At 57.2% G+C, this 16812-nt stretch carries 11 protein-coding genes; 1 reads left to right on the top strand and 10 read right to left on the bottom strand.

The genetic code is table 11. The annotated features are described in order from the left end of the window. Positions 1–235 precede the first annotated feature (235 nt). The 10 genes from CHH67_RS27025 to CHH67_RS09085 all read right to left on the bottom strand — a co-directional run bounded on the left by CHH67_RS27025 (position 236) and on the right by CHH67_RS09085 (position 15971). Complete coding sequence (locus tag CHH67_RS27025; RefSeq protein ID WP_095264859.1) at positions 236–3274, bottom strand: VWA domain-containing protein; 3039 nt, start codon at positions 3272–3274, stop codon at positions 236–238. Next, positions 3258–5297, bottom strand: coding sequence for a vWA domain-containing protein (locus CHH67_RS09125; protein ID WP_095264858.1), 2040 nt, complete (start codon positions 5295–5297; stop codon positions 3258–3260). The genes CHH67_RS27025 and CHH67_RS09125 overlap by 17 nt, the downstream gene beginning before the upstream one ends. A gap of 162 nt (positions 5298–5459) precedes the next feature. Next, complete coding sequence (locus tag CHH67_RS09120) at positions 5460–6410, bottom strand: DUF58 domain-containing protein (RefSeq protein ID WP_095264857.1); 951 nt, start codon at positions 6408–6410, stop codon at positions 5460–5462. Continuing rightward, on the bottom strand, positions 6407–7396 hold the full coding sequence (locus CHH67_RS09115) for an AAA family ATPase (protein WP_095264856.1): 990 nt from the start codon (positions 7394–7396) through the stop codon (positions 6407–6409). The genes CHH67_RS09120 and CHH67_RS09115 overlap by 4 nt, the downstream gene beginning before the upstream one ends. A 78-nt stretch (positions 7397–7474) precedes the next feature. Continuing rightward, on the bottom strand, positions 7475–9157 hold the full coding sequence (locus tag CHH67_RS09110) for a 6TM ABC transporter family protein (RefSeq protein ID WP_095264855.1): 1683 nt from the start codon (positions 9155–9157) through the stop codon (positions 7475–7477). A gap of 38 nt (positions 9158–9195) precedes the next feature. Further along, positions 9196–10167 (bottom strand): ABC transporter permease, encoded by a 972-nt coding sequence (locus CHH67_RS09105; RefSeq protein WP_095264854.1) that lies wholly within the window; start codon positions 10165–10167, stop codon positions 9196–9198. Further along, complete coding sequence (locus CHH67_RS09100) at positions 10164–11093, bottom strand: ABC transporter ATP-binding protein (RefSeq protein ID WP_095264853.1); 930 nt, start codon at positions 11091–11093, stop codon at positions 10164–10166. The genes CHH67_RS09105 and CHH67_RS09100 overlap by 4 nt, the downstream gene beginning before the upstream one ends. Then, positions 11086–13440 carry a DUF7408 domain-containing protein gene (locus CHH67_RS09095; RefSeq protein ID WP_244908135.1) on the bottom strand — a complete coding sequence of 785 codons (2355 nt, stop codon included), beginning with the start codon at positions 13438–13440 and terminating at the stop codon, positions 11086–11088. Before CHH67_RS09095 ends, CHH67_RS09100 begins: the two co-directional genes overlap by 8 nt. 455 nt (positions 13441–13895) lie before the next feature. Further along, on the bottom strand, positions 13896–14795 hold the full coding sequence (purU, locus tag CHH67_RS09090; protein WP_095264851.1) for a formyltetrahydrofolate deformylase: 900 nt from the start codon (positions 14793–14795) through the stop codon (positions 13896–13898). Positions 14796–14849: 54 nt separating this feature from the next. Next, entirely contained in the window at positions 14850–15971 is a 1122-nt protein-coding gene (locus CHH67_RS09085; RefSeq protein ID WP_095264850.1) for a deoxyribonuclease IV, read from the bottom strand. 127 nt (positions 15972–16098) lie between these two features. Here CHH67_RS09085 and CHH67_RS09080 point away from each other — a divergent pair, with 127 nt between their 5' ends. Next, positions 16099–16572: a DUF2621 domain-containing protein gene (locus CHH67_RS09080; protein WP_413773633.1), complete on the top strand. Its 474-nt coding sequence runs from the start codon at positions 16099–16101 to the stop codon at positions 16570–16572. Positions 16573–16812: the final 240 nt, after the last annotated feature.

The raw sequence follows: 16812 nt of genomic DNA, 5'->3' as shown, positions 1-16812 counted from the left end.
TGCATGATTTAGATTCAAGCGGCTGCTTCCGGCGGATGGAATAAGGCGCGTCGCCTGCATCCTTCCCGCTTGCGAAGCCGCGCTGGAGCTAACGCCCCCGGAACGCGGATGTATCTTGGCTGCCATAGCCGCCAGGCCATGGCGAGCCGGACATCATCAGGGGCGCAGCCGGGGGCCGAACCCGTCCCGCCCTGCACTTAGCGGCGGGATGTGGTGCCTCAGGCGCGGCGGCATCTTACCGAGAGCCGCGCTTCTTCGCCTTGAGGAGGCGGTCCATTGAGGACGCGCGCTCCTCTGTCGCCGGCCCTGGGGCACCGGGCCGGCGCTCTTCGCCCCCGCCGCCGGAGGCGGGAGGGGGCGGTGGTGGCGGCGCGCTCGCATCGCGCGCGCCATCCCGGCCGGCCGGCTTCGCCCGGGCCGGCTCCCGCAGCGGGGCATCCGCCCGCCGCTGCGGCGCTGCCTCCGGCGGGGCCTTGCGGCCCCCCGCCGGTGCAGCCCCGGGTGCCGGGGAGCGCACCGCGCCCCCGGCATTCCCGGCGCCCGCGCCGCGTTCACGCGGCCCCGCGGGCGGGGACGACGGCGGCGGCTGGGCGGAGCCCCTGCCTGCGCCGCCGCCGTAGAAGCTCGCGGCACGGGCTTTGCGCGCCGCGAGCCGCTCGAGGCCGGGGCGCTGCCCGGCCTCCGCGGCCTGGGCCGGTCGCCTGCGCAGCAGGGCGGCCGCACCGGCGGCGATGGCCCCCCATGGCAGGGCCAGGCGCCGCACCGCGATGTCGGCGACCCACAGCAGCAGGGCCGCCGCCAGCAGCGCGTAGCTCCAGTCATGGAGCTGCGTCCGCGTGGACGCCTCCCGGTCGAACACCGCTGCCGGTTCATCCCAGGACAGGACGCGTCCCCCCGTCAATTCAGCCAGCCGGGTCAGCGCCTCTTCGCCACCGCCGGAGGAAATTTTGTACTCCGGCGAATATGGAACGACAAACCCTGTCCCCGGCGCAGCCTGAACGGCTTCATCGTCGCTGTGATCCTGGAGCGACATCAGAAACGCGCCCGGCTTGGAGACGCGAACCTGTCCGGTATACCGCCCCGGTGCTTCCTGAATCAGCTCCACGACCTGCTCGCCCGCCTCGTCGTCGCCGATAATCGCACTCAGCTTCTCGGGCGGCTGATCGCCTGTCGTGTTCACCTGCAATGTTACCTCATTGCCCGCTACAGCCGTCGTGATCTCATAAGGCGATGATACGAACTGCGGGAACGTCCATTTCACGATCTCCGTCAGCGTATCCGCAAAGCCGGACCAGTTCACCCACTCGCTCGACCATTTCCCGCTCAAGTCACTCGTCCAGGCTACCGTCCGGCCGGAACCGTACTGCCATCTTGCCAGCACGGGATCCGGCTCGGGACTAACCAGCACATTTTGCGCCGACGACTTCGGCGTCGTTGCCACATAACCAAGCAGTCCCGGAACGCCGCGCTCGAACAAGCCCATCCAGTCTCCGGCCTGCTGCACAGCAGGCACGAACGGCCGGTCTACAATGTAGGACTGCGCCATCATCACTGTCTCTTGGCTGAATACCGCCGGCAGCGTCGTCTCATCTTCCACGAAGTAATAACGTCCGTTCGCCGCTTCCGCCAAAAACTGCAGCAGATTCAAATCGGCATCCATTCCGACCGCGACGGTAGACATCGTAATATTCTCCTCGACCATCGTGTCCGCCAGCCCCTGATAATTGGAGTTGAAGGCAGACTGGCCATCCGTCATCAGAATAATATGCTTACGCTGCGTATTCAGCTTGAGCATTTCATCCAGCGCCGACTCTACTGCCGGGTATATATCCGTTCCCCCGCCGCTCGGGATCGACTGGATGCTGCTGATGACCTCTTCCTTGTTTTCCAGCGTTTGCGGCATCACAACCCACCAGGGCTGATCGTCAAACGCCACCACGCCGACCGTATCCTTGGATCTTAGCAACTCCACCGTCCGCATGGCCGATTCCTTGGCCAGCTCGATCTTGTTGCCGTCCATGCTGCCGGAGCGGTCGATGACGAGTATAAGTCCCAAAGATGGCACTTCACGCTTCCCTTCAAGCTCCATCGAGACCGGCAGCGCTTTTTCGATCGGGGTTTTGAAATAACCCCCCATCCCGTAGCTGTTCTCTCCGCCGACCATCATAAAGCCGACACCGAAGCTGCGCACCGCCTGCTCAATCATATCCATCGCAGGACCGCTTACCTTCGTGGCAGACACATTGTTAAAAATAATGCTGTCATACGCTGCATACTTCGCCGCCTCGAGCGGCAGCATCTCCGGTGGAATCACTTCCGTACCGATCAGCGCCGACTCAAGCGCTGCTGTAATGTTGGAGGAGGTGTCCGGCTTGCCTTCGACGATCAGCACCTTCGGCGAACCCTCGACACGGGTAAAATCATACGCCGCATTATTCGCCGACGATTCATCGCCGCTCATGAACACCTCTGCGCGATAGCGATGCAGCCCCGGCGTTTTCGCCAGGCCCTGGACCGCAAAGCGGTTCTCGCCCGGCGACACCTCTACCGTCTGACGGGCAATCTCCCGGTTGTCCTCATAAATTCGCAGCTCGCCTGAGGTTTTGAAGGTGCTTTGCACCAGCACTTCAGCGTAAAAAGCTTCCGCCTGATACAGCCGGTCCGGCACGCGCAGCTCCTCCACCGCAACATCGCGGATTTGCTGCCCGGGAGCCGGAAGTACATCGACGGCGATGCCGCGATCCTTCAGCAGCCTGCCCGCAGCAGCCATGCTGCCGACATTCTCCTCCCCGTCGGAGATCAGCACGATCCGTGAATCCGAGCTGCCTTCGAACAGGCTGCCTGCCAGTTGAAGCCCGGATTCGAGCCCGGTGAACCTTGATTCCAGCCGGGCGTTCATCCCGGCTCCCGGACGCTCATGGTCAGTCAGAAGACGCTCCACAGCGCCTTCAAGACCAACCGATACAATCGCCGTCTGATCCCGCTCTCCCTTGGTCTGTACCGCCTCGCTGATCCAGGTGCTGATCCGATCGGCATCGCCCATGCTATCCGAGCGGTCCGCCAGAAACACGACCTGCTTGTCACGGAGCACGGTGTAACCGTGCAGACCGGATAACATCAGAATCAGCAGCAGAGTGACCAGGGCGCGCAGCGTCAAGGCCAGCTTTTTGCGAAAGCCGCTTAGCCTGAAATCAGACCGGAATGCATAATACAGAAACAGTGCTGCCGGAATCAGCAGCAGCAGGAACCACGGCTGACTAAACTGAACGCCCACGCTGGTACACCCCCCATTCTGCAGCGATAACGGCCAGCGCAAGTGCCGCAAGCCAAGGCATTAACGAAGCTGCCCTCGCAGCCGCCGATGACGCGTTCTGTTCTGACTGATCTGACCCTTCTCCGGATTGCTCTGGACCGCTGCCTGCCGTGGTCTGAACAATATTCGGTTCCCGGCGCTCGCTCCAATCCCCTTCGAACGGGTCCGGCGCAACCGACAGCCAATAGCTGATCTTCTCCCCGTCCCGATTCTCCTGTTCAAAAGCGTACAGTCCCGGTATGTCCGGTACCGTCTGCACCGGTGAAACTCCCTGCGCTGTCTCGGCCGCTTCCGTATAGGCAGGAGCTTCGGCAAGCGCGAGCCCGCCCTTGGCAGCCCATCCGGCCTTCACCGTGTCCGCCGCAATCGGAATATCTGCCTGGGCACCTGCGATGTAACGTCCAAGCCCGGTGCCTTTGCCTGCTGTCATCCATTCAAGCGCATTGCTGACCAGCACCGGAAATTCCGGCGACAATGGCAGATCGCTGTCCTGGAGCAGAAAATGAAAAGCCAGACGCGGACGGCCGCCTTCCTTCCCGGCATGGATCAGCGGAGTATCTCCGATCCTCGCAATCGCTTCTCCCCAGATCGGCGCCTGCCCCTCATCTGTCACCGCGCCGAAGTACACATCGTTCAGCGTAATGTAAGACATGACCGGATGCGTGCCGATGGCCGCTCGGCCGCCAGGCTGCTCGCTGCGGGTGCCTTCGCCGCCGATCGTCCACAGCGGGACGGAGGCTGTGAGCTTGGCCCACTCGCCCTTCTTGAAGCTGTCCGGCACGCTGCCGTCCATCACGATGACGTCAAAGGCTCCATCCGGAACCGGAGGCGGACTTGCCTCGCTGGACTGACGGTTATCAGCCGTTCCCGTTTCCTCTGTGCTCTCCAAATCCCCGCCCGCTTCGTCCGCGATGCCAGTCGCAATCCGGGTCACCTCGGCACCGCTGAGCTGCAGCGCCTTCTCCAGAAACAGATTGCCGGATGTCAGCAGCAGCACGCGCGAAGTTCCATGCCCGCTGCTGAACGCATACGCTTCATTGTCAGCGGCATAGCCGTCATCCCCTGCCAGCTCAAGCCGGTAGATCTCCGCCAGCGGCAGATCCGGGAAGGAAACCGTCGCACGCGCATCCGGTGTCAGTTCCACCACCTTGCTCGCCAGGAGCTGCTCATCCCCATACAGGCTGACTTCCATGGCTGTCGCCGCCTGCGCAGTCAGGCTGATGACCGCAACGGCATCATGCCGAAGCCCCGCTTCATCCCTTGGCGATACGCCAAACTGATCAATCGATGCATTCAGCAGCATATCCCCTGCAATCGACTCCACCGAGACCGGCACCTGATAAGCGACCTCAACCTCGTCACGTTTCCAGTAACCATCTGTAAATATAACTACTTCGGCATCTGACTCCTCCCGGGTCAGCGCTGAAGCCAGTGACAGCGTCTCTCTGTAGGAGGCTGGCCCGTAATAAGGACGCAGCTGCTCCAAAGCGCTTTGCAGCGAAGCGCTGTCACCTTCCCGCGACAGCAATGTGATCGGGCTCGCCCCTGCAGCCAGCAGGGTAATGTCGCTGCCCTGCCCGTGATCGCGGACATATTCCCGGATTCGCTCCTTCATCAGATCAAGCCGGGAAGTCCGCTCCTGCGCGCCGCCTTCCGAATTATCCGTCGGTCCGGCCTCCGCGCTCATGCTGCCCGAGGTATCCGCAATGATCACGATATGTGCGCTTCCGCCCCCGGACACCTGCAAGAATGGCTGCATCAGTGCGAAGACGAGCAGCGCTGCGACCAGCAGCTGCAACCACAGCAGAAGCCGGTTCTGCAGCTTCTGCCACGGCCGGTTCGCCTCCAGATTTCGGAGAACCCGATCCCATAACAAGTGGCTGGGGACTGCCATGTCGACATACTTTCGCTTAAACATATACATGAGCACAATGGCCGGCAGCGTTAAACCGAACCAGAGACTAACCCACGACTGAATCCCCAAACATGCCCCCTCCTTCCATACCCGGCACAGCGCTTGTCGCTATTCGGCTTATAAGTCATTGCCCTAGCAGATCCAGACGCCGCGCTTTCTGCTATATCTCCCTGATTCTACCTATTGTAGATTTGTCTCGTTTCTTGAATCAGACCCGCAGTGCCTGCCACCTTATCCGCTCACCAGTCCCGATCCGGCCAGTACGCCAAACATCGCGTCGGACAGCGGCAAGTCTGCCGGAATGAGCACATAGGACATGCCCCGCTCGGCACATACGGCGGAGAGCATGTGGCGGTAACGCTCCAGCTCCCTCTCGTACGCCTCCAGCACCTTGCCCGTCAGCGCCACTTCCTTGCCGGTCAGCGTCTCGCTGTCCACCAGCCTCAGATCGCCCGAAAGCTTCGGCTCAAGCTCTGCCCGCGACAAAATATGGACGAGCACCACCTCCTGCCCCGTTCCGGACAGCAGGGACAGCGCCTTGTACAGCTCCTCTTCCCCGCCTTCCAGCCAGAAGTCCGAGAATATCCAGGTCATACCCGGCTGCCTTGGCAGCGAGCCCGGCACTGCCAGCGCCGCCGCCAGGCTTCCTTCTCCCCCGGTCTGTGCCGATTGCAGAAAGGAGAAAAGTCGATGTGCCGATCCTTTCCCCCGCATAACCGGCAAGCGGGCATTGAGCGTCCGGCTGTAACAGGCGATTTGCAGACGGTCATATGAGGATAGCGCCATATAGCCGATGCTGGCCGCAAGCTGCCGGGCGAGCATCCATTTGGCGCCTCCCTCCGGCAGGGCTGAGCCCGATGTCCCCCCAAGCTCCGGAGAAGCTGCAATATCTGTTCCCATGGAAGCCGAGCAGTCCACATAAATGTTGACCGTCAGCTCCTGCTCATCCATGAACTGACGGACGAACCCTTTCCCTGTACGGGAATATATGCCCCAGTCAAACCTGCGGACATCATCGCCGGGAGTGTACAGCCGGTAGTCGGCAAACTCCAGCGAGGAACCGAGGCGCTTGGAGCGCCGCTTCCCTTGATGGGTGCCTGCCACCCGCCTTTTGGCACTCAGGCTGAATCGTTCAAGCCGCGGCAGCCACTCGGGTGGAAGCAAATGTCCGGCCCCGCTCACGCCGATCCCTCCAGCGCCTGCAGAACCTCCTGTATGATGCTGTCTGTCGTAATGCCAAGCGCCTGTCCTTCAAAATTCAGGAACAGACGATGACGCAGCGCAGGCAGCGCCACGGCCCGGATATCACCTGTCGATACATGCATCCGGCCGCTGCACAGCGCCCGCACCTTGCTGACCGAGATGATGGACTGCACGCCGCGCGGCCCGGAGCCGAACTGGACGTACTTCCGAACCGCCTCCGGAGCCGAAGCCTCTTCGGGATGCGTGGACATAAGCAGCCTCACTGCATAGTCCAAAATATCTTCAGCGACCAGCACTTCCTTCGCGCCTTGCTGAATTTCCAGAAGGGTGTCTGCCGTCATCTGTCTCGTCACCTGGAATTCATGCGATGACGTCGTGCGCCGTACAATCTCCTTCAGCTCGTCACCGCTAGGGTACGAAACGTCGATCTTGAGCAGGAACCGGTCAAGCTGCGCTTCCGGAAGCGGATAGGTTCCTTCATTCTCAAGCGGGTTCTGTGTTGCCAGGACGAAGAACGGCCTTGGCAGCCGATGCGTCTCTCCGCCTACGGTAACGGTCTTCTCCTGCATCGCTTCCAGCAAGGCGCTCTGCGTTTTGGGGGTCGCCCGGTTGATTTCATCCGCCAGCACGATGCTGCTGAACAGCGGCCCTTTCTGAAACGTCATGCCGGTGCTGCCCTGCTGCCCGAACGACAATATATTCGTGCCTGTAATATCGCTCGGCATCAAATCGGGGGTGAACTGGATGCGCGAGAACGACAGATCCAGCGCCTCCGACACCGTGCGGACCAGCATCGTTTTCCCAAGGCCGGGAATGCCCTCCAGCAATGCGTGCCCTCCGGCGAATATGCACCAGAGCATCTGCTCGACAACCTCCTGCTGACCGACGATGACCTTTCCGATATGCTCCCTGAGACTGTCGATACTCTCTTTCCATTCCTGTGGTTTCACTGCGATATCCGACATGAATTGTCCTCCGTCTTCTTGAATTAATAAGTGCTGTTTATGGCTATATACGCACGGATGCCTTCCGTACGCACGAAGCTAAGGATTCGGATTAATCTCGATGAAATACGCCTCGACCAGTCCCTGCATCTGCTCAGGCAGCTGGCTGCGATTTAGCGACTTCCGCGCTTCTATTTCATAATCACGGTACACCTCTTCATAAGGTCTGGCAGTTCCTGGCACGGTCGGGGACACGCCGCCCTTCTGGACTTCGCCGCCTTGGCCGTCCAGCGGACCGGTATCGACTTCGACATTGCCGCTGCCCTCCAATGCTCGCGGCGTGGTGACCAGCTCGCGGCCGCCCGACCCAAGTCCGGCTCCGCTGCCGCCTGTCCCATTGCCCACACCAGTCCCACTTCCGCCACTGCCTGCCCCAGCTCCGCTTCCTCCGCTGCCGCCACTGCTGCCAGAGCCTCCAGAACCTTGACTTCCGGAGCCTTCACTGCCAGATGGTTGCCCCGAGCCACCTTCCCCCGATTCTCCTGATTCACCGCTGCTGCCAGCAGCCTGTGCCAGCGCCTGGGCGCTGCCGCCAGAGCTCCAGCTGTTCGATACTGACATCCCCGAGGCCAGCATCTGCTCCGCCAGCCCAAGACCTTGGGCAGCCAGAGCGGACGCCAGTGCAGAGGCGCCTTGCGACTCGCTATCCGCGGACGCCTTGGCAAGGGCAGACTCCTCCAGTTCGGCGAACATCTGCCTTAGCGCCTCTTCCAATTCCTCTGGCAAAGCGCCTTCCTGTAAAGCCTGGGCGGTCTTCTTCAGCTCCTCGGCCAGCTTCTCGATGTCCGGTACTTCTTTCGCAGCTTCAGCGAGCTGTTCCAGCATCTCTTCCAGCTCATCCTTCTCCTGCTGGGTCATCTGCTTGACCTCTTCCATCATCTTGCTCATTTCCTGCTGCATCTCATCGGCCTTGCCTTGTTCCAGACTCTGTCCTGTCTGAGCCAATGCCTGCTCCTGCTGCATCTGCCGGGCCAGCTCTGCAAGCTCACGCGAACGCTCTTCCTGCTGCTTCGCCAGCTTCTCCATTTCCTTCATCGCTTCTTCCAGCTTTTCCAGCGCCTGCTCGGGAAATTGCTCGGCTGCAAGCTGCTGCTTCAGTTCATCCAGCTTTTCAAGCAGCTTCTGCTTGGTGGCAGGATCCAGTGTCTCCTGCTGGATCTGCTCTTCAAGCTCTTCCGTTTTCTGTACCTGCTCCTGTACCCAGGCCTTCTGCTCCCGCGCCGCCTCGATCTTATCATCCATCGGGTTCGGGATCAGCGTCAGCGCCACAACCGAGACGAGGCCGGCCATACTGATCAGCAGCTGTTTGCGAACATTCGGTGCGGGCAGCCTGGACTTCATCTCGGCCGTGAAACTTGCCCCGTATGCCTCCGCCTGCGCCCGCTGATAGCGAGCCGCTACCGTGTCTTCCTCCTTGAAGGAGAGGGCGGTCACCATCATGTCACTTCGCTCGGCTTCACCCGAAGCGCGGTCCATCGCCTGGGCCGCCGCTTCTGCCGGTATGCGCCGCAGCCAGCCATACAGAAGCCCAATCAGGATTGCCGCCAGCGGAACCATCATCACCGCCGTCTTCAGCCAAGGGATCGGAACGATTCTCCCGATCACCAGCAGCAGAAGCGCCGCTCCCATTCCGGCCATAAGGCCGTACAAACCGCCAGCAAGCACGCGAAAGGCCTGAAGCCTTCGCCTGGCAGACTCAATGAAGCGAATGATGTTGTCCACGACGATCCCCTCCTTTAGTTAAATGAACGTGCACCATGTCAGGATTGCGAAGGTTGCTCAGCTTGCCCCACCTCTTGCTGGGCTTGCTCCGCCGCTTGCCCGGCTTTCGGTCCGCCATCCTTCTTTCTCTTCCGTCTCGCCACTGGGCGAATGTTGCGGATGGCAATCAGCAGTGCCAGCACTATCACAACTGAATAGACAAGCACAAACTCCAGCCACAGCTGAATCGGAGGCTCACTGTTCAAACTGCCGCCGTACATGAGAAATGCATCTCTGGAGAACGTCGGGTTCAGCAGGCTAACCATCGCCCCGGCCGGATTAAGCCCCAGCAAATATCCTACCCATGAATAGGTTCCCGGCGCCGGCTGACCTGAGCTGTACATATTCTGCTGCGCAATGCCCATACAGAACAGATACAGAAGTCCCGTGACCAGAAAGATGATCAGCCCTGTTCCATAAGTCACGATCACCGCGATAATGGTGCGCTTAAACAGCGTTGAGAACATCACGCCTAGGGCGCCCAGCAGCAGCATGACAAACAGGTAGAACAGGAAGACCGATACCATCTGTTTTGGTGAAATACCGCCATACAAAAACACAATGCTGTATACCGGCAGTGTTGCCAGGACGATCAGCGCCATGAAGCTCAGCGCAGACGCCAGCTTGCTCAGAATGATCGTGGTAGAGCTTTGCTGGGTCGTAAGCAGCATGCTGAGCGTCTGCTTCTCGCGTTCGCTGCTGACGACGCCCGCCGTTAAGGCCGGAGCCATAAAGGCGATCAGTATCAGCTGTGCAAAACTGAGCACATAGAACATCATCTGGCTCGCCTGCGCATTAAAGCGCTGGGAACTCCTTTGGTCCAAATACAGTGTCAGATAGATAAAGCCCATCGCCACAACGCCCAAAGCCAAAACGTAGAACAGCACGGACATCATCGAACGCGGGGAGCGCATCCGGAGTCTGAACTCCTTGTTAATTACCGGATTGATTAATCTTCGGGTCCAATTCATTCGCGGGCCCCTCCTTTGGTGATTTCGAGGAATACATCCTCCAGGTTGCTCTGCGCTTCCTGGAAGGACACAATCGGAATTTCCCAGGAGATGACCTGGCGCAGCAAGGCGCTCTGCTGCACATCATCCCCGCTGTAATGCACATGGACCCCGGTGTTGTCCGTCAATACGGAGCTTACATGAGGCTCATCCCGCAACTTGGCCGCCAGCTCCTCCTCCCGCTCCAGGGTCCGGATATGAATCACCTTTTTAACCCGCAGCCGGTTCTGAATATCTGCAACCTTGCCCTGGGCAATCATCTCGCCATGCTCGATCACGCCGATTTCGTCCACCATTTCAGCAAGTTCGGGAAGGATGTGAGACGAAATAATGATCGTTTTCCCCATCAGCTTCAATTCTTTCAATATTTCGCGCATCTCGATCCGCGCCCTCGGGTCAAGCCCCGAAGCCGGTTCATCGAGAATCAGCACCTCCGGATCATGAACCAGGCAGCGGGCAAGGCACAATCTCTGCTTCATCCCGCGCGACAAGGTGTCCACGTAGGCATCCGCCTTGTCGCTCAAGTTCACAAGCTCCAGCAGCTGCGGAATCAGCTGCTCCCGCTCCGTGCGCGGAATGCCGTAGCTCGCGCCATAGAAATGCAGGTACTCCGTCGCCTTCAGCTGATCGTAAACCCCAAAGAAGTCGGGCATGTAGCCGATCCGTTTGCGCACTTCTTTTGGATACTGTGTCACATCATAGCCGTCGACTTTGGCAACGCCTGATGTCGGCAGCATTAACGTCGCCAGGATGGACATCGTGGTCGATTTTCCAGCTCCGTTCGGTCCGACAAACCCGAAGACCGTCCCCTTGCCAATCTCCAAGTTGATCTCCTTCAAAGCATGGAAATTCCCGTACCTCTTACTCAGATTGCGTATTTCAATCATGCTGAGACTCCCCTTTCAGCGACAGCTCCGGCATCATGAAGTTGACATGGTCAGACGTGCTGATCATAATCCGGATCTTATTGTTCACAATATACTGTTCCGGGTTGTCCGCGATCACATGGACACTGTTCTGTTGCGTCATCGGCTCCCACTCTCCGGATGATGCGTTCCACAGTTCCATTGTAGCTACTCCCGGCACTCTCGTTCCCTTGATGGAGATTTCAGAATATTTGACATCGTCGCCCGGCAACAGCGGGAACTCCATAATCATCGTTCCTTGCCCAAGCTCCACGCCATGCACATAGGTTCCGAAGATAGGGGAATTCACCTGCGTCACTTCCGGCGTCAAGAATCCATACGGAATGGTAATCTCGCCTTCATTCAGGGCCCATCCCATCTGAATCGGCTGCACCCAGAAGTTCAGCTGGTCGCTGCTCACTTCTTTTCCGGCGCGTGTATAATTCGTCAGATGATCTTTGCTCCAGCCAAAAATATAAGTCGATGTCTTGTCAATATTGGTTGGCGAATAGCTGTACATGGACAAAACTTCCCGTTCACGATTGTAGACATCGTTATTCGTGTACGGATACAGAAGATTGGAAAGATTCTGATGATTGGTAGTGAGAATCTGTGCTTTGTCTTGAGGCACCTCAGCGCTCTCTCCTTGCTTTATATCGCCCATCCGGTAAGCCTTGCCGCCCATAACGAGCACAACATTCTCCAGATCGCTCTTCGTTTCATTCGTCACTTGACCGACAATCTGCCCTGCTGCGTCCAGACGAATATCTGATGTCAGCTTGCCCGCCTCATTGTATCCCTGTCCCTGCATGTAGACTTTGCCAAGCGACCATTGAGGCATATTTCGAAACTCCAGCAGCGTCTCATTTTCCGCAGCACGGATATAGGTGTTGTTATCGCCTAATCTGCTGCCGCCAAAAGAGTTGCTGGAACCTCCGGCTCTCAGGTACGTGTTCTTAGGAAACTCGAGTGTGTAATTTCCGCTGCGAGGCGAGAAGAAGGCGGAAACCGATGACTTCAGAGCGCTCCCCTCACCGTCCATCTCTATAACATTGATCGTGTGGGCCATTTCCTCCGTACGGTCTGAGGAGCCCACCGTATACACCGTGCCGCTGGCCACAACGGCCAGGGCAGGAATAAGAAGCCAGGCCCATTCCCGCTTGTCTACTTTCTTCAATATAAAATACAGCAGCGGACCTACAATAACCGCATATCCGATGAGCATCCACAGCAGCAGCTGAAAGGATGGCATCTTCAAGGACGGAAAGTACTCCGTGACGTAACCGAGGCTTTCAAGCATGGGTTGGTAATACCCCATCCCGCCTGGATTAACAAGCGGAAGCGCGCCTCTTAGAATCGAAGCCCATGCATCTGCATGCCCTCCCCAAGAAGCAACGGGCTCCAAGGCCAGATCATAAGCCGCATACATCACCTGGCCCATGCCCTGGCTTTTCGAGACGATCAGCGGGTTCCCGTTCCCTTCGAGCTGGCTTTCCGCGCCTTCTACCGGCGTTGCGGTCGAAATCGTATAGCTTTCTTGCAGGCTTAGCGGTTTGCCGCCCAGCTTCTCCAGCTCAGGCAGAGACTGCACCGTTGTCGTCCCGGTCCATTGCACCGGAGCAATATCGGCGAATGGCGCCGCGGATTTCACATAACCGGCTCCGCCGGACAGCACCAGGGTTCCGCCTTCACTCACCCAATGGGCGATGGCCTCTTGCTGCGCAGCCGACAATGTATCGGAAGCAAAATTATTAATTACAAGAACATCCAGCCCGTTCAGCAGCTGCGCCTGATCCGGCAATTCCTCTGCCTTCAGAGGCACGGTGTTCAGGCTGTTGCCTCTGCCGTTCAGGGCGTTCATAAAGTTCATCGTATCCGGATCATCGGACAATACGGCAATCAGCGCCCCGGAATATTGCGAGCTCTGAAGGTAGTTCCGGCCGAGGTCAAACGGAATCGGCTGGCCCTCAGTATACGATTTTTCATAAAATAAAATCTGGTTATTATCCTTGTTTAAATAGCCGCCAGGGATGCCGATAACAACCTCCTTCGGCGTGTCCTTCGGAAGCTCAACATATTGAACATAGGAAGACTCTATCCCCATGCCTTGATAGCTCTGAATTTGAACAACGATGTCACCCGCGATATCCTGATCGCTTGTCAGCGTTATCTTCAGCGGATTCCATTTCCCCTCTTTCAGCTTCCCCTTATAGCCCAGCTCTGTCTGAATCTGGATCTTAGGAGCGTCGGCATTGGCCGTTCCGCTCCCGGTGAACAATGACGCAGCCAGTACCAGCAACGCCATCACCCACAGCGACAGACCCCGCAAACTTCTTGTACACAACGACAACTGATGATTCCCCTCTCCAATAAAATAGCTCTTTCCTATTCCCCTCACGTCTGCTTCTTGGCTGTATGTAAAACATAAATACGGATGACCCGAGATGATGTTCCGCCTGATCAAAACGTCTCGAACCCGATCAGAGGCAACCATCGCATCCGGCGTACAATACTATTGACGAGTACAATGTGAAAAAAGTTTGAACTGTTGCTTGAAAAACTGCATCGGCCTTTTCTCCATCAGAGTGCGGATAAAAGAAAGCTCCCGCCCCTTAAAGGAGCGGGAGTTAAACCAATTGCAGCGTTAAAGTGTCAGCTGCTCCTGTGGCCCTTGTTCTCTATTAACCGTGTATACCGCCCCGCATCGTTACCTGCGGGATACGTTATCCATCGTCCGAGCGCCAAGTCTATATCGCATGTACGAAAGCCCTGGCTAAGTCCGGATCAGCTGAATACAACGGTTTTATTGTTGTGAACGAGAATTCGATCTTCAATATGCCATTTGACGGCACGTGCAAGCACCACCCGTTCAATGGTGCGGCCGATGCGCTTCAGTTCATTCACATCGTCGCGGTGGCTGACGCGCTGAACATCCTGCTCAATAATCGGTCCGCCATCAAGCTCCTCGGTCACATAGTGTGCCGTTGCGCCGATGATTTTCACCCCGCGATTATATGCCTGCGCATAAGGCTTGCCGCCAACGAAGGCGGGCAGAAAGGAGTGATGGATATTGATAATCCGGTTCCGGTAAAACTCAATGAATGCAGGTGAGATGATCTGCATGTAGCGGGCGAGGATAATGACATCAATATCTTCCCCAATCACTTCAAGCTGACGCTTCTCGGCTTCTGGCTTCGTATCAGCTGTAACCGGAATATGATGATACGGAATACCGAAAGACTCAACATAATCCTTCATGTCCAGATGGTTGCTTACCACCATCGCAATATCCGCATCCAGGTCTCCGGCTTGCCACTGCCACAGCAGTTCGACCAGACAATGATCTTCCTTGGACACGAAGATGGCCAGTCTTTTTTTGCGGGCGGCGTGGTAGATGTTCCACTGCATGTCGAACGAGTCTGCAACCTCGCGGAACGAACGCTCCAGCTCTGGCAGCTTGCTGTCCAGATGGTCCAGGTCGAACTCGACCCGCATGAAGAACATTCCACCCTCGGGGTCCATGGAGTACTGATCGGATTGGACGATATTGGCGCCGTGCTCGAACAGAAAGCGCGAGACGGCCGCTACGATCCCAGGTCCATCCGGACAAGAGATCAGCATGCGGGCACGATTCGGGTGTAAGCCGGATGCCGACGGCTGTTCTTTTTTTACATGGATTTCCATACTAACTTGATGACCCTCCTGTCATTTCGATGCTGTAAAGCGGCTACTTACCTATTATGAAGACAGAGACGCACCGGACAACCAGGCGATGATTCGTTGGTTCACCTGCTCCTCCGAGCAGTCCGGCAGCAGTTCTGCTGCAACAACCATGTCATACAGACGCTCCATGGGCTCGCGCGGGTCGGCCTTTTTCGCCTTCGCGTCATTCTTCAGGAGCGTCCACGTATCGAGCACGAATTGGCGGGAATCGATCCCTTCCTTGGTAAAGAACGAGCCGAGCTCTTCAACCTGTTCAATGAACCCTTGTCCGAAGCGAGCTTCAACATCGCCGCGCAGCAGCGCAATTTCAATCTCATACATCGGACGCTGCGTTTTGGGATCTTTGCCGATCCAAGGCGTCTCCAGAATGAACGGTCTGCCCTGCAGCTTCTCATGATGAACCACGTTGCGGATCGCCTCGAAGCCAATCCAGCCTGTGCCCAGTGGCGTATGGCGGTCTTTGGCTGCTCCGATCGGATTTTTGCTGTCGTTAATATGAACGACACTCAGACGGTCCAGACCGATCAGCGAATCGAATTTCTCCAGCACACCGTCCAGATCATTGACGATGTCATAGCCGGCATCATGAATGTGGCATGTATCCAGGCAGATCGAGAGCCGGTCATTATACTTCACCTTATCTATAATAGAAGCAATTTCTTCAAAGCTGCGTCCCATCTCCGTGCCTTTGCCGGCCATGGTCTCCAGTGCGATCTTCACCTCGGTCTCTTCGGTACCGCCCAGCACTTCATTCAAGCCCTCGGCAATCCGGTCGATACCGTACGCCGGGTCCTTGTCGGTATATGCACCGGGATGCAGCACGATGTTCTTCACGCCAATGGCATGCGTGCGGCGAATCTCTTCCTGCAGGAAGCTGACCGCAAGCTCATAGGTGTTCACCTTATAGGAGCCCAGGTTAACAATGTAAGGCGCATGGACAACGATCTCCTCAATCCCGCTTTCCTTCATCGCGGCTTTGCCCTCTTCGAGGAACATGGATTCCATCGGCTTGCGGCGAGTGTTCTGTGGCGCGCCGGTATATATCATGAACGAGCTGGAGCCATATGAATTGGCTTCAGCCGTTGCTGTCAACAATCCCTTGTCCGAGAAGGACACGTGGGAACCAATCTTCAACATAAACCTAATCCCCCTTTTGACACACAATTACCACCTATTTTAGCGTGAATACTGAAATAAATCTAGAAATGCGTTATAATTCTCATAGAAGTGTCATGTAAGTTAATCCTCCTGAGGTGATATAGAGATGATGAGCGTAGGGGTTGTTACAGCATTTTTATCCTCCAGCGCACCTCCTTCCTGGTTTATGTATTCGATTGCATTCTGGGGATGGGTGATGCTTGGGGTGATGGGTATCGGCGGTTTTTTTATGTTCCGGAAGTTTCTGAAGGTGCTTCCGAAGGCCGACGGCAAGTCCAAGCTGGACTGGCAGAACTATTGGGTTGAGAAGAGCCGGCCATTGTGGACCGATGATTCCAAGGCATTCTTGAATGAGCTGGTGCAGCCGGTTCCAGGCCCGTTCCGCGACATCGCCAAGCATTCCATCGCCGCCGAGATCGGCAAGATCGCCGTGGAATCCGGCGCAACTGAAGTGACCCGCGACCACTGCATCAAAGGCTACATCGTCGCGACACCGAAACGGGACTACAAGTTCCTGGTCGACTTTCTTCAGAAGAAAAATATCGACTATACACCATACCAGCATTTATTGAACAAGTAAGCATAACGAACAGATCCCCTGGGTCCTTTACGCTTGACGTTAAAGGACCCAGGGGATGTTTTTGTTAATATCCGAATCGGGCACAGTCTCAGTTTCATTCCCGCTTTCCGCACGCTTTGCTCCGTTATCCCGATTAATCAGGAAGCTGCAGGAATAGCACTAACACTGCCACGACACAGGTTTTGTTCTATATCGCTCTAATATTCGCTCTATATTCGTTCTATTTTCGTTCTATTTTCG

The organism is Paenibacillus campinasensis, from assembly GCF_002272015.1.
Classification (GTDB): domain Bacteria; phylum Bacillota; class Bacilli; order Paenibacillales; family Paenibacillaceae; genus Paenibacillus_AQ; species Paenibacillus_AQ campinasensis.
This window is presented reverse-complemented; position numbering and strand designations above follow the sequence as displayed.

Coding starts and splice junctions, on each gene's coding strand:
- CHH67_RS09115 (WP_095264856.1), bottom strand. CDS start 7,396: ATGTCGGATATCGCAGTGAAACCACAGGAATGGAAAGAGAGTATCGAC.
- CHH67_RS09080 (WP_413773633.1), top strand. CDS start 16,099: ATGATGAGCGTAGGGGTTGTTACAGCATTTTTATCCTCCAGCGCACCT.
- purU (WP_095264851.1), bottom strand. CDS start 14,795: ATGGAAATCCATGTAAAAAAAGAACAGCCGTCGGCATCCGGCTTACAC.
- CHH67_RS09085 (WP_095264850.1), bottom strand. CDS start 15,971: ATGTTGAAGATTGGTTCCCACGTGTCCTTCTCGGACAAGGGATTGTTG.
- CHH67_RS09105 (WP_095264854.1), bottom strand. CDS start 10,167: ATGAATTGGACCCGAAGATTAATCAATCCGGTAATTAACAAGGAGTTC.
- CHH67_RS09100 (WP_095264853.1), bottom strand. CDS start 11,093: ATGATTGAAATACGCAATCTGAGTAAGAGGTACGGGAATTTCCATGCT.